General features: G+C 71.9%; 13 protein-coding genes. 5 read left to right on the top strand and 8 right to left on the bottom strand.

From position 1 onward, the window contains the following. Positions 1 to 62: 62 nt before the first annotated feature. Both ACFQVD_RS35725 and ACFQVD_RS35720 read left to right on the top strand, forming a co-directional pair. A complete protein-coding gene (locus tag ACFQVD_RS35725; RefSeq protein WP_343974783.1) occupies positions 63 to 1,343 on the top strand; it encodes an alpha/beta hydrolase in 1,281 nt (426 codons plus the stop codon). Positions 1,344 to 1,776: 433 nt separating this feature from the next. Then, the gene (locus ACFQVD_RS35720) at positions 1,777 to 3,417 is read left to right on the top strand and encodes a tRNA ligase subunit PheS family protein (RefSeq protein WP_343974786.1); all 1,641 of its coding nucleotides are present in this window, start codon (positions 1,777 to 1,779) and stop codon (positions 3,415 to 3,417) included. A 127-nt stretch (positions 3,418 to 3,544) separates the two neighbouring features. Here ACFQVD_RS35720 and ACFQVD_RS35715 read toward each other — a convergent pair whose 3' ends face one another. Continuing rightward, positions 3,545 to 4,861, bottom strand: coding sequence for a hypothetical protein (locus ACFQVD_RS35715; RefSeq protein ID WP_343974789.1), 1,317 nt, complete (start codon positions 4,859 to 4,861; stop codon positions 3,545 to 3,547). Between the two features lie 346 nt (positions 4,862 to 5,207). Between ACFQVD_RS35715 and ACFQVD_RS35710 the strand changes: the two genes are divergently transcribed. Next, positions 5,208 to 6,056, top strand: coding sequence for a sensor histidine kinase (locus ACFQVD_RS35710; protein WP_343974792.1), 849 nt, complete (start codon positions 5,208 to 5,210; stop codon positions 6,054 to 6,056). Between the two features lie 135 nt (positions 6,057 to 6,191). Here ACFQVD_RS35710 and ACFQVD_RS35705 read toward each other — a convergent pair whose 3' ends face one another. Then, the gene (locus ACFQVD_RS35705; RefSeq protein WP_343974795.1) at positions 6,192 to 8,039 is read right to left on the bottom strand and encodes a sensor histidine kinase; all 1,848 of its coding nucleotides are present in this window, start codon (positions 8,037 to 8,039) and stop codon (positions 6,192 to 6,194) included. Positions 8,040 to 8,239: 200 nt separating this feature from the next. On the opposite strand from ACFQVD_RS35705, the gene ACFQVD_RS35700 reads away from it, so the two are divergent. Then, the gene (locus tag ACFQVD_RS35700; RefSeq protein WP_343974798.1) at positions 8,240 to 8,872 is read left to right on the top strand and encodes a response regulator transcription factor; all 633 of its coding nucleotides are present in this window, start codon (positions 8,240 to 8,242) and stop codon (positions 8,870 to 8,872) included. Between the two features lie 131 nt (positions 8,873 to 9,003). Here the strand turns inward: ACFQVD_RS35700 and ACFQVD_RS35695 are convergent, their stop codons facing one another. The 6 genes from ACFQVD_RS35695 to ACFQVD_RS35670 all read right to left on the bottom strand — a co-directional run bounded on the left by ACFQVD_RS35695 (position 9,004) and on the right by ACFQVD_RS35670 (position 19,351). Further along, positions 9,004 to 9,396: a response regulator gene (locus ACFQVD_RS35695; protein ID WP_343974801.1), complete on the bottom strand. Its 393-nt coding sequence runs from the start codon at positions 9,394 to 9,396 to the stop codon at positions 9,004 to 9,006. 112 nt (positions 9,397 to 9,508) lie between these two features. Continuing rightward, positions 9,509 to 10,726 carry a glycosyltransferase gene (locus ACFQVD_RS35690; protein ID WP_343974804.1) on the bottom strand — a complete coding sequence of 406 codons (1,218 nt, stop codon included), beginning with the start codon at positions 10,724 to 10,726 and terminating at the stop codon, positions 9,509 to 9,511. Positions 10,727 to 10,802: 76 nt separating this feature from the next. Continuing rightward, positions 10,803 to 12,251: an MFS transporter gene (locus ACFQVD_RS35685; RefSeq protein ID WP_343974807.1), complete on the bottom strand. Its 1,449-nt coding sequence runs from the start codon at positions 12,249 to 12,251 to the stop codon at positions 10,803 to 10,805. Next, complete coding sequence (locus ACFQVD_RS35680; protein WP_343974810.1) at positions 12,248 to 16,258, bottom strand: MMPL family transporter; 4,011 nt, start codon at positions 16,256 to 16,258, stop codon at positions 12,248 to 12,250. Before ACFQVD_RS35680 ends, ACFQVD_RS35685 begins: the two co-directional genes overlap by 4 nt. Beyond that, positions 16,258 to 18,081 (bottom strand): fatty acyl-AMP ligase, encoded by a 1,824-nt coding sequence (locus ACFQVD_RS35675; RefSeq protein ID WP_343974813.1) that lies wholly within the window; start codon positions 18,079 to 18,081, stop codon positions 16,258 to 16,260. Before ACFQVD_RS35675 ends, ACFQVD_RS35680 begins: the two co-directional genes overlap by 1 nt. Positions 18,082 to 18,244: 163 nt before the next feature. Then, complete coding sequence (locus tag ACFQVD_RS35670) at positions 18,245 to 19,351, bottom strand: NAD(P)/FAD-dependent oxidoreductase (RefSeq protein WP_343974816.1); 1,107 nt, start codon at positions 19,349 to 19,351, stop codon at positions 18,245 to 18,247. A gap of 240 nt (positions 19,352 to 19,591) precedes the next feature. Between ACFQVD_RS35670 and ACFQVD_RS35665 the strand changes: the two genes are divergently transcribed. Beyond that, entirely contained in the window at positions 19,592 to 20,224 is a 633-nt protein-coding gene (locus ACFQVD_RS35665) for an IclR family transcriptional regulator (RefSeq protein WP_343974819.1), read from the top strand. Positions 20,225 to 20,256 lie beyond the last annotated feature (32 nt).

Raw genomic sequence — 20,256 nt, 5'->3', positions numbered from 1 at the left:
GATCATCCCGCCTAGGGTCGCCTGCCACGGCCACTGTCTCCAGGCCGGGTGGAGGAACGACCATGCGACCTGCTCGACGCGGACTTCTGGCGCTGGCGACCGCGCTTGTCGTCGGATTCCCCTCGACCGCGCACGCCGCCCCGGCCTGGGCGTCGGCACCCGGCGACAGGAGCGGCGAGGCGGGCGCGGCGGTCGAGACCGCTCCGGAGGCGAACCCGGCGGGAAGGGCCGCCCGGAAGGGGAAACCCGCGGAAGGCAACACCCTGGTCGCGAGACCGGGGGGCAGGACCGCCTCGGCGGTGAGACAGGCGGCGAAACCGCAGCCGAGCCCGAGCCCTTCCGCCGGCAAGGGCGGCAAGAGCCCGTGGGGACCCTGGCCTGCCGCCAGGCCGGGCGCCGCGCGCGTGGTCAAGGAGACCTGGCTCGGCCCGCGCACGCTCGACCTCCAGATCTCGTCGCCCTCGGTCAACGCGACCCTGCCGGTCCGCGTGCTGGTGCCCAAGGGCTGGTCGAAGGGCGCGCGCCGCACCTGGCCGGTCCTGTACCTGCTGCACGGCGGCGCCGACAACTACACATCGTGGACCCGGATGACCGGCATCGCGAGCATGACCGAGGACATGGACGCGATCATCGTGATGCCCGAGGCAGGCCGGGCGGGTAACTACTCGAACTGGTACAACAAGGGCAAGAGGGGCGCCCCCGGCTGGGAGACCTTCCACACGTCCGAGGTGCGCCGCCTGCTGGAGACCGGCTACCGCGCGGGGAGCCGCCGCGCCGTCGCGGGACTCTCCATGGGCGCGTACGGCGCGATGAAGTACGCCGCGCTGCACCGGGGGATGTTCCGCTTCGTGGGCGCCTACAGCGGCGTCATGTCCACCCGCCTGCCGGGCATCCCCGAGCTCATCATGAACGCGCAGGCCTCCGAGGGACAGGACCCGCAGGCGTTGTGGGGCGACCCGCTCAGGAACCGGGACGTCTGGAAGGCCAACGACCCCGCGGCCCACGCCAGGAACCTGCGCGGCGTGAGCATCTACATCTCCAGCGGCACGACCAGCAGGCTGGGCGAACTCGACCCGCCGGGAGCCCCCTGGAGCCCGGCCCACCTGGGCGAGCCGATCTCCGCCTACACGGCCAGGGACCTGGTCGCCAAGCTCCGCTTCCACGGCATCAAGCCCGTGGTGCACCTGTACAAGGACGGCACCCACAGCTGGCCCTACTGGGAGCGCGAGTTCCGCAGCTCCTTCCCGATGATCCTGTCCGCCCTGGGCCTGAAAGCCGCCCAGGACGACGCTTCCGCACCCCGGGAGCAGGAGGACGTCTGGAACCTGCTCGGCGGGACGTGAGAGCGGGGCGCGCGGCGGTCGCCGACGACAGCCGGCCGCCGGTCCCGGCCGGACGATCCGCTGCCGGCGAGCCACGTCCGGCGGGCCTCCCGGGGAATCCGCTTCCAAAGACGCGGACTCTCCTCCCGTGACCCGTGACCCGTGACCCGTGACCCATCGCCGGCCCGGTCTCGTGTTGACTCACCGTTGACCAGCTAATAACTTTGAGTAGTTGTTTCAGCACTCAGCGTGGCGAGTGTTCGAGGCCGCGCGTGAGCCTCGGCGTTCCGTAACGGACGTTCGGCCGCGGATCCCCTTCCCGAAGGCGACCTCCGGTCTCACGCGCGAGGTCGTCCGGTCGTGTGCCGTCGTATCCCCGCGAAGGGTGACCCACGGCTCTCGCCTGGCCGTCTCGGGGGAAGCGCGCTCACACAGGAAGAGGCAGCGACAGGTAATGAGGAGCGCATTCAGCGGACGTGCCGGGGGCGCGCCGCACGACTCGCGCGGGGCCCGGCATCCGGTGACCGTCATGGCCGAGCAGATGACCGATGTCTTTCTCGACCTTGGTTACCGCGTCGTCGAAGGCCCCGAGGTGGAGGCCGAGTGGTTCGCCTTCGACGCGCTCGACATGGACGACGACCACCCCGGCCGCACCCCCGGCCGGGCCTTCCACCTCGAAGACCCCTCGGAGCCCGGCGGGAGGTCGGGCCTCGTGCTGCGCACCCGCACCTCACCCGCGCAGGTACGGGCGATGCTCGGCAGGACCCCGCCACTCCGCCTGGTCTGCGCGGGCCGCGCCTTCCGTCCCGACCCGGTCGACACCATCCACAGCCCGGTGTTCAACCAGGTCGAGGGCCTCGCCGTCGACCTGGGGCTCACCATGGTCGACCTGAAGAAGACCCTCGACCACTTCGCCGCCGCCGTGTTCGGCAGGGGCACGGTGACCCGGCTCCGCACCCACCGGGCCGCCTACACCGACCCGTCGGCGAAGGTGTACCTGGAGTGCGCGGTCTGCCACGGCCTCCGGGAGGACGCCTCCGCGGGCCCGTGCGGGACGTGCGGCGGCGAAGGGTGGATCGAGTGGGGCTGGTGCGGCACGGTCCGCCCCCGGGTACTGACCACCTGCGGCGTCGATCCGCACAGGTACGGCGCGTTCGCCTTCGGCGTGGGCGTCGAGCGCACCCTGATGCTCCGGCACGGCCTGAAGGACATCCGCGACATCATCGGCGGCGACATCCGCTTCCCGCTCGGGATGGACGAGTTCGTCCCCGGCGGCAGGCCCAGGCCCGCTCCCCGCCCCTGGACCACGGCCACCAGCCGGGCCGTGCCGGCCGCACGGGCCGTGCCCGATCTGGAGATCATCCCGCTGACCCGAGGCGGTCACGGCAGGAGAGGCCCGCGGGGACGGGAGGCCGGCGGGGGGCTCACCCGCTCGCAGAGCCTGCGACGGCGGATCGGGCACGCGCTGGCGGGGGCGGGGTACGTCGAGACGCCGCGTTTCCCCTTCGTCTGCGACGCCGCGTGGGACGCCTTCGGCCTGGCGCCCGACGACCCGCGCCGCGCCACGCTGACGCTCACGAACCCGATCACCCCGCGCGAGCCGTCACTGCGCACCACGCTCCTCCCCGGGCTGCTGGCCGCGCTGGGGCTCAACCTCACCCTGGGAAATCACCACCCGGCGCTCTTCGAGCAGGGAGTGGTCTTCGCACCCCGCACGGGCGCCGCCCCCACCCTCCCGCTCCTGGCGGACCACTGTCCCGCCGCGAGCCGGCTCGACGCACTGAACGCCGCCGTCCCCGCCCAGCCCAGCCATCTCGCCATCGCTCTGACCGGCGAGTCGTCGTGGGCCCGCGCCGTCGACGCCGCGCGGACGGCCGCGCACGTCATGGGGGCCGGCCTGATCACGCGCCCCACCGAGTACCCGCCCTGGCTCCCTGGACGCTGCCTGGAGCTGCTCGTCGGCGAGGCGGTGCTCGGCCACGCCGGCGAGCTGCACACCGCCACGGTCCAGGCCCTGGGCCTGCCCCCGGGGACGAGCGTCATGGAGATCGATCTCACCGCGCTGGAACATCTCACCGATCACGGAAGCACTTGACGTCCTCCCCGCCGGCACCCGGAGAGCCGGGGCGCCCCGCCCGCCGGCCAGGTCTGCCGGTTCGCGGTCCCGGTGAAACCGGCCTGAGCCGCCTCACCGGGACATCGCACGGTATCGCGGGAGTGCGTCAGGTGGTCGCGAGATAGATCTGGCCGAAAGCCTCGGAGAGCTTCTTGAGGTCGGTGGTCACGTCCACCTCGGGGTTGGCCGGGTCGTAGACGGCGGCCAGGCGGCGCTGGATCGGGGTGAGCTTCTTCAGCTGGTCCCAGGCGGTCAGCCGGTTCACCGCGCCCTGGGCGTCCTGGACTCGGGTCCAGACGTTCACCTGCTGGGCGGCGTTGTCCTTGACGGGCACCGAAAGCCGGGAGGCGATCTGCTCATCGGTCACCTGGCCGACGAGACCGGTCTCCTCCGCGGCGATCTGGGCCAGGACGTCCCACGACCGGGCACGGACCTGGATCCACTGGTTGCGGTGGGCCTGCTCGGCGTCGATCTTCCAGGTGTCGTAGCCGCCGTACAGCAGGCCGGTGTCCAGGGAGAGCTGGTCGACGCGGCCCGCGATCAGCGGGGACTCGATCTTCTCGGGGGCGAGCAGCGGGTACCGCTTGCGCATCTCCGCCTTGCAGGTGTCGTTGGCGCCGCAGGCGAGTTCGGGGACCACGGTGTGCACGCCCAGCCGCTTGCCGGGCGCGGCCTGGCGGAGGGCGTCGGAGGCCGCGGTGACGAACGCGGTGACCTCCGCGTCCGTCTTGAACGTGCTGTTGTAGCCCAGCTGGGAGGTGAACCGGATGCCCGTGACCTCCGGACGCGCGGCAAGCGCGCCGATGCGCTTGACGGCGGCGGTGAACGTCTCGGTGCCCGCCTTCCAGTCGTCGGCCAGTTCGGTGTCGATCCAGACCCTCAGCTGCCGGGCCTTCGCCGCGGTGATCGCCTGACCGGCCGGAGTCAGCGCGGCCGCCGCGACGGCGGGGTCCTGGGTGCTCGTGGCGGTCGACGTGGCGGCACCGGTCTGTTCGGGTCCGCTGACGGTGCCGTCGCCGCCCTCGCCGTGCCCGTCGACCGAGCACTGCTGGCCCGCCTCGCACTCCGGCGTGCCGTCCTCCCCCGCGCCTTCGGGGAGAGGGGAGTTCTCGTCGCCTTCGGCGCCGCCGCCGAGCGGCTCAGGGCAGACGGATCCAGCGGCCGAGCAGTCGATGAACTTGCCGTCGACCGGGCTGGCCTCCCTGAGGTGGGCCGCGTCGTCGCTGCCCCAGAAGAGCGCGACGCCGAGGGCCTCCTCCGGCTTGGCCAGCCAGTGGCACACGATGTAGGCCGGGGTGTCGGCCCCCATCAGATCGTTGCAGCTACGGGGGTCGTCCTGCGAGTACGCGGCCCCGGGCGTCATGATCCCGACGAGCGCGAGCGCGGCACCGACGGCGAGGGCCCGGCGCAGAGTAAGTCGCATGTCCTGAACTCCCCGGGTGAAGCTGGTCAAAACGATCGATCCACACTTTACCCAGATCGCAATGGGCTCAACAGCCCCAGTCAAGGACACACAGGACTTTGATACCTTCCGGCTGATCCGGCGTCCCACGCGGGCGGGAGCCCGCGGCATTGCAGGTAGCCGGAATGCCGAGGCCCCACTGGCGTGAAGCGACAAACGGAGGCTGCCAGCGCAGACGGCGGGCGCCGGAGACGACAGCATGGTGATGAGGGCAACCGCCCGTCTCCGCGGCGGCGTCGCCGATGACGAGACTTCGCCGCCTTCCTTGAAAAGCGCACCGATCGGTGCAGATCGAAACGGGATCTTCATGTCGCCGCACGTCAACCCTCTGAGCAGCCGGTTCCATGGGCTTCCGGGGTCGGACGAGATCATTCGTCTCGCCCTGGCGACCAGTGACCTGCTGAAGCAGATGGAGAACGCCAGGAACCGGATCGACCGGTCGCTGGTCCAGCAGCGGCGATTCGTGTCCGACGCCTCGCACGAGCTGTTCACCCCGATCGCCGGGCTCAGGGCTCTCCTGGAAGAGGCACGGCTGCATCCCGAGGAGACGGACCTGAGCGAGCTGCTGGCAGACGCGCTGGAAGACGTCGACCGGCTTCAGAGGATCGTCAGCGACCTGCTGATGCTGGCGAAGGTCGGCACGAACCCGCCGGACACGTTCGTCAGCACGGACCTGGGTGAGCTGGCCCGCGCCACGGTCTCGCGGCGCGAGGACGACATCCCCGTACGACTTCGGCTCGCCCCCGGGGTCAGGGCGAACGTCGTCGACGCGGAGATCGACCGGCTCCTCTCCAACCTCCTGGACAACGCACAGCGCCATGCCAGGCGCACAGTGCTGGTCGAGGTGCGCAGGGACGGTGAATACGGCGAGCTGACCGTCACCGACGACGGGGACGGCATCGCCGACGCCGACAGGGATCGGGTCTTCGAGCGGTTCACCCGGCTGGACACGGCCCGCTGCCGCAGTCGGGGAGGCACCGGACTCGGCCTCACGATCGCCCGCGACATCGCCGAAGCCCATCTGGGCACCATCGAGGTGGACGGCTCTCCACTGGGCGGCGCACGGTTCGTCTTCCGCCTTCCGCTCACCACCACAGCCGCCGCACGGCCGGACGGCGGTGGAGAGACCACTTCCCGCGGGGCCCCCACCCCCTGACACCTGCCCGGATGACAGTGGGATCCGCCAAGCCCCCACCCCCCCGACCGGGCGGTCGCCCGTCCAGGCTCCCCCGGACCGGCGACCGGGTTCCCTCTCGGGGGACCCGCCCCATCGGCCGGCCGGCCGTGGCCGTCAGTTCTCGATCGGCACCATCACCAGAAGCGACGTGCCCTCCTCCGCGGAACTCGTGATCGTCAGCTTTCCGCCGAGCGCCTCGACGCGGTCCCTGAGCCCGATGAGCCCCGAGCCCCTGCCGTACTCGGCTCCTCCGGTCCCGTCGTCGTTGACCGAGAGCCGGACCGTCGCCCCGGTCACGCCGAGGGTGACGCACACCACGGAGGCGTGCGCGTGTTTCACCACGTTGGTCAGCGCCTCCGCCACCGTGTAGTAGAGAGCCACCTCGACGCGTTCCGGCAGGCGCGGGACGGAGTCCAGCTGGAGTTCGACCGGAACGGCGGAGCGGCGTGCGAGCGTCTTCAGCGCGGGTACGAGACCGCCCTTCGACAGGATCGCCGGGTGGATGCCCCTGGAGAGCTCCTGCAGGTCCTCCACGACCCCGGTCAGCCCCTGGACCGCCTGAGACAGCTGCTCCCTGAGCCCTGTCATCTCCGGCGGCACTCCGGCCTCCGCCGCGCGCAGTTCGAGCCCGAGCGAGACCAGTCGCTGCTGGGCACCGTCGTGCAGGTCACGCTCGATGCGCCGGCGGGTCTCGTCGGACGCGGCGACGAGGCGCGCGCGGGAGGCGGCGAGATCGGCGCGGGCCTGCGCGTTCGAGATGGCGGTCGCGATCAGCTCGGTGAAGTCCCTCATGCGCTCCTCAGCGCCTTCGAGCCTCGGCTCCCAGCGGCTGTAGAAAGCGAGCATCACCCCCCACAGAGAGCCGTCGACGATCACGGGAGAGCCGAGTGCGGAGGTGATGCCCATCTCACGGGCCCACCTCAGGATCGTTCCCGAGGTCTCCTCATAGTTCGTCACCCGTGCCGGTTTTCCCGTCCGCAGCACCATGCCGGAGACGATCGTCTCGCTGATCGGCCACTGTGAGCCGAGAGGCATCACCTTCCGCACATCCTCCCGGAGACTCCATGTGCCCACCACCGTCGTGTGGCCGGGGTCGTAGCGGCTGACCGACACGTGGTCCGCCTTCATGAGGGAGCCCATCTCGTAGGCGACCGCGTTGAACAGCTCCGTCGAGGAGATGCCCTGCGCCACGAGCGTCGCGACCCGCCGCAACGTCGCCTGTTCCCGCGCGATCCTGCGCAGCTCGTCACGACTGGACGCCAGGACGGCCCCGATGTCCTCGCGATCGCGGGCCGCCCGCAACAATGCCTCCAAAGAGGGCAGCATCCGGTCGCGCAGACGTCTCCGCACGTCCTCCGACGTCCCGGCGGGAAGGACGAGCGTGCCGACCCGATCGCCGCCCTCTGTGAGCGGCAGAACCTCGCCGTGCTCTCCGGCGGGGACCTCGGCGAGCCGGATCTCCAGGCCCGGCGTCCCCAGGGTCCGGGCCAGGAGGCGCGAGGCCGGCGGCAGCGCAGCGCTCGGGTTCTCCGTACGCAGCAGGATGTGGGCCAGTTGCACGGAGAGGTCCGCCTCACGGCGACGCTCGTTCGTCTGGATGCCCAGTGAGCGCATTCGTGCCCCGATCAAAGTGGTCGCCAGCCCGACGAGAAGGAAGATCGGAAGCGGGGTCCAGAGCCAGCGCTCCCCAGGGAAGAAGAATCCCCGCGGGGGAAGGTTGAAGTAGTCGAAGGCGGTGGCGCTGGCCAGCAGGGTCACCAGCCCTGGCCACAGGCCCCAGACGACCGAGACCAGCAGCACACCGAGCAGGTAGATCCCGCCCAGGAAACCGCCCGGCATCAAGCGGAGCAGGAAAAGGGACAGCAAAACTTCCGCCGCGATACACGCGGCGCCGCATATGATCCCCAGCACGAAAGATTGACGCTTTGTGTGCGTCAATGACGACAGCAGCCGCTCGCGCATAGATACTAAGATACTCGCATGTCAACGGGATATTTCGCACTTCGTCCCGAATCGTACCCCGCCCGGCGGACTTACGACCGACCGTCCAGAGCATTGAGAATTCCTTAACCCTAAAGCGACCATTCTTTTAATGACGGGCCCGGCGGGAAAGACACCCCGAAAGGGCGATGATCGTGCACGAGAACCGGATACGTGTAGCAGTGGCGGACGACGACGTGCTTTTCCGCGAGGGGATGTCGAGCCTGCTGGCACGCTCGGGCTTCGAAGTCGTCGGCCAGGCCGGAGACGCGACGGAGATCCTCTCCCTGGTCCGCGAGCACCGGCCGGATCTCGTCATCCTCGATATCCGGATGCCCCCTACCCACACGAACGAGGGCCTTGACGCGGCACGGGTGATCCGCGAGGAGTTTCCGGAGACGGGGATCCTCCTGCTGTCGGCGCACATCGAGGTGGAGGAGGCGATGGAACTGCTCGCCGCCGGGCACCGGGTCGGCTACCTGCTCAAGAGCCGGGTGACCGGGGTCGGCGACTTCATGGAGACGCTCGAGCGCGTCGCCCAGGGCGGCTCGGTCGTCGATCCGAGCCTGGTGCGGGAGCTCATCAAGTCCCACCGCAGGAACGACCCGCTGGAACTCCTCACCGCGCGCGAGCAGGAGGTCCTCGCCCTGATGGCCGAGGGCCGCTCCAATGCCGGCATAGCGAGCAAACTCTGGATCACCGAGGGCACGGTCGAGAAGCACGTGCACAGCATCCTGTCCAGGATGCGGATACCGGGATCGGAAGACGACCACCGCCGCGTCCTCGCCGTACTGGCCTTCCTCGAAACCCGCTGACCCGGATGCGACCTGAGGACCGATGCGGGTCCGGGGCCGCGGGGACCTGTGGGGCCGACGGGGCCGGACCGGTGGGGCTGGCCTGGCGTCGCGGGCCGGCCCGGCGGGAAACCCACGGGGCACGCCTCGGGTCAGGTGGGGCCCAGATCCCCTTCGTCGCGGGCTTTCCGGAGAATGTCGCGGATCGCCGCCCCGGAAAGGGCTGACTTCGACAGGAACGCGACGGCGGGACTGGCCGTGATCATGTCCGTGAAGTCCTTCTCGGCATGGGTCGAGATCATGATGATGCGCGGGCGGCCCTCGGACGGCACCCGTGCGAGCCGCCGGGCGACGTCGAAACCGTTCTCCTCACCGAGATCGATGTCGACGAGCGCGACGTCCGGCCGGGAGTCGCCGATCTGCCGTAGGGCCTCGTCGCTCGCGGAGGCCATGCCGACCACGGCGATCCCCTCCCGCTCCAGCAGCGCACGGGCGGCACAGCGGAAGTGATCGCTGTCATCGACGATCAGACAACTTACGGCCACACATCGAGGATCGCAGGGGAACAGCGTCGGCACATTGCAGCTAGCGGGAAAATCCGGAGGCCACTGGCGGGTATGGAGCATGGTCGGCGAGCCTCGGGCGACCCGAACACGGTCAGGCTCCGAGCGCCTCGCACGCGCGTCCCACCCCGTCCTCGGCCCGCAGCCGCTCCCCCAGCCGCGCCGCCACCGCCCGCGTTCCCGGATCCCGTACGGCATGTACCACCCGTGCGGCCAGTGCTCCCGCGGTGGCCCTGCCGATCGGCAGCGGCGCGGGCCCGGCCCCCAGCGACGCCACCCGTGCTCCCCAGAACGGCTGGTCGGAGAAGAAGGGACAGATCACCCCCGGCACCCCGGCCCGCAGGCCCGTCCCCGTGGTCCCGGCGCCGCCGTGGTGCACCACCGCGGCCATCCGCGGGAAGAGCCACCCATGATCGATATCGCCGATGACGAGCATGTCGTCGGCGCCCTCGTACGGCATGCCCTGAAGGACTCCCCGCACCCCGGCCCTGCGCAGCGCCGCCACCACCGTCTCCGCCGTCGCGACCGGATCGGCCGGGATCATGCTGCCGAAGCCCACGAAGACCGGTGGCGGCCCCGCGTCGAGGAACGCCACGATCTCGGGGCAGGGCGGCAGCGCGCGCTCAAGTGACCAGAAACCGGTCAGGTGCACGTAGTCCGGCCAGTCCCGTGGGCGGCCGACGATCCAGGGGCTGACCCCGCACAAAACCGGCACCCGATCGGCCCGTGCCCGCCGGAACGGGCTGCCCCGCATGGGTTCGAGCTTGAACACCCGGCCCCGCAGCCGGTTCACCATGCGACCGAGCAACAGCCAGCTCAACCCCTCGACCAGCGCGTAGCTGGCCCGGTTGCCGGCTCCGCCGAGCGTGCGCAACGGCACCAGCGGGTTGGGGAAGGCCCTGGTGGGCTCGCTGGGCTGGAAGTGCAGCAGCGCGTACGGCATGCCGTACCGCTCGGAGAGATGGTGCCCGAAACCGCCCAGCGCGGGTGACAGGACGAGGTCGGCTCCGGCGCAGGCCGCGTCCACCTCGGCGACCAGGCGCTCGGCGAGCGGTTCCACGATCGCGCGAAACCCCCTGGCGAACCCGGCGGGGCCGCTCCGCAGCCACGCCTGCCCCTCCTCGGACTCCATGATCTTCAACGGGTCCACGCTGATCGGGCTGAACTCCAGCCCCGCCTCCTCGACCAGCCCGCCGTAGCGGCCCGCCGCCACGATCATGACCTGATGCCCCCGCCGGGCGAGCCCGGCGCCGAGCGCGACGCACGGCTGGGTGTCACCCCGCGAGCCGAACGCCAGGACCGCGATCCTCACCCGAACCTCCCCGAACCGACGGCTCGCCGAAACTCACCGGTCCGGCGGCTCACCAAGGCGTCGCCACGCGGACGACTCATCGGAGCGTCACCAGGCTGATGGCCGCCCCCGTGACGACCAGCCCCGCGGCCGCGAGCAGGCCCGTCGAGTAGCCGGCCGTGAAGCTCGCGGAACTGTTGACGATCACCCCGATGATCGCGATGCCGAACAGCCCCGACATCTCCCGGGCCACGCTGAACACGCCCCCGGCCACCCCTGCCCTGGACTCGGGCACGGCACCCAGCACCGCCGACCCCAGCGGCATGGTCAGCGCCGAGCCGATCCCGATCACGCATACCGATGGCAGCAGCTCGGCCCAGCCGTCCCCCGGGCGCAGGAACGCGACGGCGGCCATGCCCGCGGCGACGAGGACGAGCCCCAGCGCCACGGTGCGCGCGGCACCGATCCGGCGTTCGGCGAACGGCACCAGCGGCGTGACCACGACGACCAGCAGCGCCAGCGGCACGAACGCCAGCCCGGACGCGGTGGGGCTGAAACCGAGCACACCCTGCAGGAACAGCGCGGTGAAGAAGAAGACCCCGTTGACCCCGAGTCCCCAGAGCACCTGGGCGATCACCCCGCCGGTGAAGGTCCGCGACCGGAACAGCGCGAGGTCCACCATCGGGTCCTCGCCGAGCCTCTCCGCGACGGCGAAGACCAGGGCGGCGGCCACCGTGAACAGCAGCGCGACCAGGATCGGCGGCGAGGTCCACCCCAGCTCGGCCCCGAAGGTCAGGGCGAAGGTACCCGCCGACAGGACGACCACCGACGACGCGACCCCTGGAACGTCCACCCGGGCGGCCCGCTCGTCGCGCGACTCCGGGATCGCGACGCCTGCGAGCGCGACGATGAGGACGCCGAGCGGGACGTTGAGCAGGAAGATCCAGCTCCAGTGGAAGTGCTGGGTGAGATAACCGCCGACGACCGGCCCCAGGGCGAGCGCGCCCGCCCCTGACGCCATCCAGACGGCGACCCCGACGGACCGCTGCCGCTCGTCGTTGCCGACCGCGACGATCGCCAGCATCGCGGGCAGGATCAGGGCGGACCCGGAACCCTGCACCAGCCTGGCGGCGACGAGCGCGCCCACCGAGGTGGCCAGCCCCGCCGCGAGGGACGCCGCCGTGAAGACGGCCAGTCCCGCGACGAGCACCCTGCGACGGCCGTAGACGTCGGCCAGCCTGCCACCGGCGAGCATGAATCCCGAGAAGGTGAGGACGTAGCCGGTGACGACCCATTCGAGTGCCGCCAGCGACGCGCCCAGCTCCGCCTGCAGGGTGGGCAGCGCGACCGTCACGACGGTGTTGTCCAGCGTCGTCACGAATCCAGCAAGCCCGATGACCAGCAGCAACAGCCCTCGTCGCGCCGCCGGTGCTCCCGCCGGCGATCCTGATGGCGACGCACCGGGCGCGCTCGACGCGGCGGACGGAGTCGGTACGACCTGGGCGTCCGGCCTGGGCTGCGCGCCCGGTACGGCCCGATCGCTCACTCGTCCACCTCTGTCCACTCCCAACCGGATCCGTCGGCCTTGGGGCGTACGACCCGCGTGGTTCTGGTGCCCACGGCGACCCAGCCTCCCGCCGGTTCCTCCGTCTCCCGCCTCGCGGGCGCCCTGCCCGCGGGCTCCCCCGCACCGCGCGGTACCGCCTCACCGCGCGGTGCGGCAGCGGGCGGGGAGGCGGGGACCGCCGCCCTCCACCGCACCTCCGCCGGAGGCCGCGGAACCTGGGGGACCGGGACCGGGGGGACCGGAACCGGTGACGGGGCCGAGGGCGGGGCCGGTGCCGGGGTCTGCGGAACCGCAGGCGAGGCCGGGACCGAGGGCAGGGCAGAGGGCGGGGCAGGGGTCTGCGGAAGCGCAGGCGGAGAGGGGGCCGAGGGGGGAGTCTGCGGAGATGCCGGGATCTCCTGCCGGGGCGCCGGGGGGCCCGGCTCGATCGCCCTGGCCACCGGCCGTACCAGCGGCTCCAACTGGTCGATCAGATGGCTGCTGACCGGCGGCAGGCTCGGCACGCGGCGCGCGTCCTCCCCGGGTTCCGGCCTCCCCACCTCCTCGGGTACGGGCGCCGGAGGCGGGGTGGCGGGTGGCGCGCCAGGGGCCTCCGGCAGCCCGGCGGGCCGGCGCTCGGAAGCCGCCGGGGGCGGCGGGAAGTCACCGGAGCGGGCCGCATGAACGGGCCGGGACTCGGGAGCGGGCCGGGGCGGCTCCGGGGGCGCGGGTTCGGGACGCGCCCGGATCACGGGGCCGGGCCGTATCGGGGGCGGCGGGGGTGGCACGAACGCGGAATGGCGTTGCGGGAACGAGGCGGGCGGCCCGGACGGTGCGGCGGGAGGAACCGGATGGCGGGGGGACTGTTCCATCGCGTCCCGCACGGTCAGCAGGGGCTCCGGTGGGGACGGCCTCTCCTGCTCCTCGGCCCAGTGCCAGCCGGGACCGTCCAGGTTCGGCTTGATGACCTTCCTGGTCCTGCCCCCGGCCGGTCCGGGGCCGGACGTCGGCGGTGCGCTGGACGCGGCGGCGGGCCTGGACGTCGGCTGGACGGAAGGGGGCGGCTCGGCGTCGAGTCCGGGCATGGGGTAGGGATTCGACCGGTTCTGCCGGAAGGAGGCATCGGAGATCCGGGACCGCCAGGGACGTGCCGTACCGGGCTCGGGGGACGGGGCACGGGACCCGTTGCGCGGGACCGCCGGGCCCGGGCGCGGGCCCCGACTCTCCTCCCGCGCCGCACGGGCGTTCGACACCGGAACGTGCGGATCCACGGGCGCCCCCCAGGCCCCCTCCTCCGCGGCGTGGGCATACGGGTCCGCGGGCGAGCCCCAGGACTCCTCTCCCTCGGCGCGAACCTCCGGCACCGGGACGTGCGGGTCCAGGTGTACGACCCAGGGCCCCTCCCCCATGGCGCGAACACCCGGTGCCGGGACGTGCGGATCCATGGGCGAGTCCCAGGGTTCCCCCTCCGCCGCGCGGACGTCCGGCACCGGCACATGCGGGTCCAGAGGTGCGGTGGGGGGCGGTGGGAACTCCTCGGCCCACTGCCAGTCGCCGTCGCGGCCGGTCCTGATGACGCGTACCGGAACGGCGGGGGCGATCGGCAGTGGTTCGGCGGGCGGTGGCAAGGGAGGCCCCGCGGGAACCTGGGAGGAGGTTCCGGCGGCGATCTGCGGGGGCCGCGGGAGGTGGGCGAGGCGACGCGCGGGGGCGGCGCGGTGGGCACCGGGGGCACCCGCACGCTCCACCATCACGTACGTGGCGGGAAGCTCGTCCGTGGCGTGCTCGCGGATCTCGATCCGCCGGTGGAAGCCGCGCAGGAAGCTCGGCAGCCACCAGTTGGCCTCGCCCATCAGCCGCATCGTCGCGGGCACCAGCAGCGCCCTGACCAGGGTGGCGTCCACCACGATGGCCACGAACATGCCGACGCCGAGCATCTTGACGATCGTGATCCCGGCCGTGGAGAACGCCCCGATGACGACCAGCAGCAGCAGGGCCGCGCTGGTGATGACCCCTCCGGTCCGCTCCAGCCCGACCGCCACCGCCACGGTGTTGTCGCCGGTTCTGAGCCACTCCGCGCGGACCCTGCTGAGCAGGAACAGCTCGTAGTCCATGGAGAGCCCGAACACCACGGCCAGGATCAGCACCGTGATCGTCGCCTCGATGCTCCCCGTCGGGGTGAAGCCCAGGACGCTCGCCAGGTGGCCGTCCTGGAAGGCCCAGACGATCACCCCGAACGACGCCCCCAGCGACACGACGTTCATCAGGATCGCCTTGACCGGCAGCAGGATCGAGCCGAACGCGGCGAACAGCAGCAGGCCCGTCATGAGGCAGACCACCAGCGCGGTCCACGGCAGGGTGGCCCGCAGACTGGCCTGGAGATCCAGCTGGGCCGCGGTGGGGCCGCCGACGACGACGTCCTGGAAGTTCGGCTCGGGCGGCAGCTCGCGGATCCTGTCGACCAGCGCGCGGGCCTCGTCCGACATCGGGTCCCTGTCGTAGCGGACCGCCAGCCGCACGGCGCCGCCGTTCTGGGAGACGCCGGTCACGTCGACGCCGGTGACGTGGTCGAGCGCCTCCAGCCGCTCGGCGAAGACCTTGACGTCCAGCGGGCCGACCGGGGTGACCGGGGTGATCCCCGAGTTCCCGACGCCGATGGGGCCGCGCTGGGTACCGACCTCGGAGGTGAGCGCGCCGGGCGCCGACGCGGTCATCGGCCCGACCAGGTCGCGCTCGACGAGCACGATGACCTCGATCGGCGAGAGGGCGTTCTTGGCGAACCTCGTGTTGATCTCCTCGGCCACCTGGCGGCTCTCGAACCCCTCCGGCAGTACGCGATGGTCCACGCTGCCGAACCGCGCGTGCGCGAAGGGCGCGGCCAGCGCGACGAGGAGCAGCCCGACCCCGAGAAGGTACGCGACCGGGCGGCGCATCACGCTGGACGCGATGGTGTGCCAGGTACCGCCCCTGCGGCTGCCGAAGTCGGGCATGACCTTGACCGCGTCCACCTTCGGCCCGAGCACGGCCAGCAGCGCGGGCAGTACCACGATCGCGGACACCATCGCGACCAGCACCACCGCCGCCGCGCCCAGCCCTATCGACCGCAGGAACATCTGCGGGAAGAGCAGCAGCCCGCTGAGCGAGGTCGCCACGGTCAGCCCGGAGAAGGCGACGGTGCGTCCGGCGGTGGCGATGGTCCGCACGACCGCCGCCTCGGTGGGCGTCCCCCGGTGGATCTCCTCCCTGAAGGCGTTCAGCACGAAGAGCGAGTAGTCGATGGCCAGGCCGAGCCCGAGCATCGTCACGACGTTCAGCGAGAACACCGAGACGTCCGTGACCTCGGTGAGCAGTCTCAGCAGCAACAGCGCCCCGGCCACCGAGAGCAGCCCGACGACCAGTGGCAGGCCCGCCGCGACCAGGCTGCCGAAGACCATGACGAGCAGGACGAGCAGTACCGGCATCGAGATGGCCTCGGCCTGCTGCAGGTCGGCGCCGGTCTGCGCGTTGAGGTCCTTGAGCAGCGGGATCCTGCCGCCGATCTTGACCGTGTATCCGGCGGGCGCCCTGCGGAGCTCGTCCCTGATCTTCTCGTACCCGCTCTGCTTGGTCAGCTGCCCGCCGCGCAGGGTGATCAGCGCGTAGGTGGAGTGCCTGTCCTCGGAGACGAGTTCCCCGGCCTTGGTCGACCAGTAGGTGGTGGTGCTCGCGACCTGCTCGGCGGGCAGCGCGCGGAGCGCCTCCCGCACGTCCTTCTCGAACCGCTCGTCGGCGGCCTCGTAGCTGGGATGCGTGTAGAGGGCCACCACATCGGGTGAGTTGCCGCCGAACCACTTCTGGCTCCACTCGGCGGCCGAGGTCGACTCGGCCCCCGGGTCCTCGAAGCCGCCGTCGGACATCCTGCCGAACAGCCCCAGTCCGAAGTAGCCGGCGAGGACCGCGAACGCGGTCCCCAGGACCAGCAGGGACCAGCGCCCTCGGTAGACGGCCCGCCCAAGCGACTCGAACATCAGACGTCGGCACCTTGCCCGTCGGCCGAGAACCCGTCGGCCGAGAACCCGTCGGCAGGGAACCCGTCGGCAGGGAAGGCGCCGGTCGGGAAGGCGCCGTCCAGGTAGGCCCGCGCGCAGGCACGCCTGGCGATCTTCCCGCTGGACGTGCGCGGCACGGCCCCCGCCTCGACCAGTACGAAGTCATGCAGCCGCAGATCATGATTTTTCGTGACAGCGGCGCGGATGTTGGCCGCGATCTCGTCGATGTCCCGCCCGTCGGCCTTCCGTGACCGCTCGGCCACCACCACCAGCCGCTCGGTCTCCTCCCCCGGCACCGCGAACGCGGCCACATGGTCCCTGCGGACGGCCTCCTCGGCCTCCTGCACGGTCACCTCCACATCCTGTGGATAGTGATTGCGCCCGTCGACGATGATCAGGTCCTTGACCCGTCCGGTGATGTAGAGCTCGCCCCCGTGCATGACGCCCAGGTCACCGGTGCGCAGCCAGGTGCCCTCCTCCCCTTCGAGGACGTTGCCGAAGACCTCGGCGCTGCGCTCGGCGTCCCGCCAGTAGGCCCGCGCCACGTTGGGCCCCCGCACCCAGATCTCGCCGACCTCGCCGTCGGGCCTGGCCGTACCGGACGCCATGCCGGACGCCATGCCGGATGTCGTGTCGGATGTCGTGTCGGATACAGCGGCGATGACCACCCGCTGGCCCGTCGGCACCCCACAGGAGACGAGATCGCTGATCCGGCCCCGTCCCGTGTGCGGCACCGCGCGCCCCGCGGTCAGCGCGTCGCGGTCGAACAGGGTGACGCGGGCGGGCAGGTCCCGGTCCATCGCGGTGACGAACACCGTCGCCTCGGCCAGGCCGTAACCGGGGGTGTGCGCCTCGGGCCGCAGCCCGCACCCGGCGAACGCCTCGGAGAAACGGCCGATCGTGCCGCCCCGGAGCGGCTCGGCGCCGTTGAGCATGACCGACACCCCGGACAGGTCGAGCGTGGCCTTCTCCGCCTCGGTGACCCGGCTCGCCGTGTACTCGTAGGCGAAGTTGGGACCGCCGGTGAACACGTCCGCCTGCCCGGAGAGCATCCGCAGCCAGCGCACCGGGTGCATGACGAACGCCACCGGGTCCATGAACATCGACTGGTTGCCGCCCACGATCGGCGCGGCGATGGTGGCGATCAGGCCCATGTCGTGGAAGAGCGGCAGCCAGAGCGCGGCCGTGGACACCCTGGGGGTGGCGCGGAACGCGGTCCACAGCTGCCTGGCGTTGGCGGTGAAGTTGCCATGGCTGATCTCCACCCCTGCCGGGGCGCGGGTCGAGCCGGAGGTGTACTGCAGGTACGCCAGGTCCTCGGGGCCGATCGGTTCGGGTTCCCACTCGTCGGCCAGCAGGTCGGAGACCGTGTCCAGGGTGATGATCCGCTTGGGCCGGGGCGCGGAGCGGCCGTCCAGGAAGGCGTGCACCCCCTCCAGCGCGGGCGTCGTGGTGAGCACGCACACCGGGTCGGCGTCGGCGTAGGCGCGGATCAGCCGGTCGGCGTGACCGGGCAGGTCCGGCGCGAAGAGCGGTACCGCGATCACCCGGGCGTACATCGCCCCGAGCATCGCGACCACGTACTCCAGTCCCTGCGGCGCCAGGATCGCCGCCCGCTCGCCCGGGTGCGCCACCTCTCGCAGCCGTACGGCCAGCGCCCGTGCCCGCAGGTCGACCTTCGCCCAGGAGAGCGTGTGCCGCACCCCGTCGCGTCCGGCGGAGTAGTCAAGGAAGGTGTAGGCCGGAGCGTCAGGAATCTCCCGTGCCCACCGCTCAACCTGGGCGATCAGCGTCTCGCTCATGCTCAAGGTCCCCTCGCCGAGGTACAGGGACCTAGCAACTTACGTCAGGGGTATCTCGCAATTCTTGCCAAAGCACTCCACATTCCCGGCTGCCGGTTATTACCGGCATGACAACTGATCACCAGTCGATCTGACCGCTCGTGCGAACCGGGCCGGACCCCGGTCACGGATCCGTCCGGCCGCTGGTACGCAGCCCCCTGGCGGAGACCCGTTCGTGCAGACCGAAGCGGGGCTCGGGCTCCCTGGCGCCGTCCAGGATCTCCGCGACGTACTCCGCCAGGGCAGGGGCGTGCTTGAATCCGTGCCCGGAGTCGCCGCCGAGTAGCCAGGCGCCGTCCTGTTGCCGCGCGATGACCCACTCGGCGTCGCGGGTGAGGGTGTACTGGCAGGCCTGGCCCAGCAGTACGGGCGCCGCGGCCAGGCTCGGGAACCTGCGCCGCAGGTAGGCCCGGACGACCGCCTCGCCCGACGGCGAGATCCGCCGGTCACCGGTCTCCGGCTCGTACGGCTCCCCCTCGGCGTCCGACGTCGCCTTCATGCCGAGTCCGTCGATGTCGCCGTGCCCGTAGATCGAAGCGTCGTAGTCGCCCCATGCCGGGGTGTCCCACGGGTCCTGGACCGCGAAGTGCAGCGCGTCCTGCTTGGTCACCTGGAGATCCACCAGACCGGGAAAGAGCCGGGGCAGCCACGCGCCGCACGCCCAGACCACCCGATCGGCCCTGAGCACCTCGTCGCCGATCCGGACCGCATCGCCGTACGGCTCCGCGCGCCCCCTGAGCAGGGTGACCCCGGCCGCGCGGGCGAGCCCGGCCGTGACCTGGGTGGCCCGCCTGGCCCTGACGACCCCGGCCTCCGGTTCCCAGAGCGCGAACTCCAGGTCGTCGCCGCGGAAGTCGGGGAAGGCGGCACCGGCCCTGGCCGGGTCGTGGATCTCGTACGGGATGTCGAGCCGGTCGAACACCCCGGCGCTCGCCCTCTCCCAGCCCTGGTCCCGGCGGGCGAACCAGTACGCGCCCGTCTCGGCGTACAGCTCCTCGCCGGTCCGCGCGCCCAGGTCCAGCCAGAGCTCGCGGGCCCGCCTGGCCATCCGGGCGTACCACTCGTCGGTGCCGTGCGAGGCGCGCAGCAGCCGGGTCTCACCGGCGCTCGCCTGCCGCAGGTGACCTGGCTGGTACTGCTCGACCAGGGTCACCCGCCACCCCGACTCCGCCAGCCGGAGCGCCAGCGACGTCCCCCAGATCCCCGCCCCGACCACGACCGCCGACCTCATCGAGCCCCCTCCCCCAGCCCCGCTCCACCGCGGGTCGTCCAAGCTCACGCTAGGTCCTCGCCCGTACGGCGGGCACACCGCCCTCGGTGCCGGAGGGCACCGGGGGCGGTATGCGGTGCCTCGGGCGCCCCTTCCGCGCCAGGGGCACCGGTAGGCGGTCCTTCGGCAGGGGACGTACCGGCCGACGCCGGGGCGGCGGCGATAATCGGGGGCATGGTTCCAGCCCAGTGGGTGTCCTAGATGCCGGCCGAATCCTCGCAGACCCTGGAGCGCGGCCTGCGGCTGCTCCGCCTGCTCGCCGACGGGCGCCGGGGTCGTACTCCCACGGAGCTGGCGGCCGAGCTGGAGCTGAGCCGCCCGGCGGTGTACCGCCTGCTCACCACCCTGCAGGGCGAGGGCTTCGTCCGCCGGGACGACGCGGGGCGGGTCCACCTGGGCTTCGGGGTTCTCGTCCTGGCCCGTGCCGTGCAGCCGCTGCTCCGGGAAGGCGCCCTGCCCACCCTGCGTCGGCTGGCCGAGGAGGTGGGCGCGACCGCGCACCTGACGGTGGCCGAGGGCGACGAGGGCCTGGCGGTGGCGGTGGTCGAGCCCTCCTGGACGAACATGCACGTCGCCTACCGCGAGGGGTCCCGCCACCCGCTGACCAGGGGTGCCGCCGGGCTGGCCATCCTCGCCCTGCGCGAGGGCCGCGCCGGCTACCAGGTCTCCGAGGGACAGCTCCAGGAGGGCGCCCGGGGCATCGCCGCCCCGGTGCCCGGCCTCCCCTGGCTGGAGGCATCGGTGGGCGTGGTCGCCTTCACCCCCCTCGACCGGGACTCCGTCGGCCCCCGGGTGGCCGCCGCCGCCGCCGAACTGTCCGGCTCGCTCGCCTGACGGTCCGACGGGCGTGATCCCTTTCCCCACGC

Origin of the sequence: Streptosporangium amethystogenes subsp. fukuiense, from assembly GCF_042665875.1 — a bacterium.
Classification (GTDB): Bacteria; Actinomycetota; Actinomycetes; order Streptosporangiales; family Streptosporangiaceae; genus Streptosporangium; species Streptosporangium fukuiense.
Note: the sequence above shows the minus strand (reverse complement) of the source record. Positions and strands in the feature narration are given on the sequence as shown.

Coding starts and splice junctions, on each gene's coding strand:
- ACFQVD_RS35725 (WP_343974783.1), top strand. CDS start 63: ATGCGACCTGCTCGACGCGGACTTCTGGCGCTGGCGACCGCGCTTGTC.
- ACFQVD_RS35720 (WP_343974786.1), top strand. CDS start 1,777: ATGAGGAGCGCATTCAGCGGACGTGCCGGGGGCGCGCCGCACGACTCG.
- ACFQVD_RS35715 (WP_343974789.1), bottom strand. CDS start 4,861: ATGCGACTTACTCTGCGCCGGGCCCTCGCCGTCGGTGCCGCGCTCGCG.
- ACFQVD_RS35675 (WP_343974813.1), bottom strand. CDS start 18,081: ATGAGCGAGACGCTGATCGCCCAGGTTGAGCGGTGGGCACGGGAGATT.
- ACFQVD_RS35710 (WP_343974792.1), top strand. CDS start 5,208: ATGTCGCCGCACGTCAACCCTCTGAGCAGCCGGTTCCATGGGCTTCCG.
- ACFQVD_RS35665 (WP_343974819.1), top strand. CDS start 19,592: ATGCCGGCCGAATCCTCGCAGACCCTGGAGCGCGGCCTGCGGCTGCTC.
- ACFQVD_RS35680 (WP_343974810.1), bottom strand. CDS start 16,258: ATGTTCGAGTCGCTTGGGCGGGCCGTCTACCGAGGGCGCTGGTCCCTG.
- ACFQVD_RS35705 (WP_343974795.1), bottom strand. CDS start 8,039: ATGCGCGAGCGGCTGCTGTCGTCATTGACGCACACAAAGCGTCAATCT.
- ACFQVD_RS35670 (WP_343974816.1), bottom strand. CDS start 19,351: ATGAGGTCGGCGGTCGTGGTCGGGGCGGGGATCTGGGGGACGTCGCTG.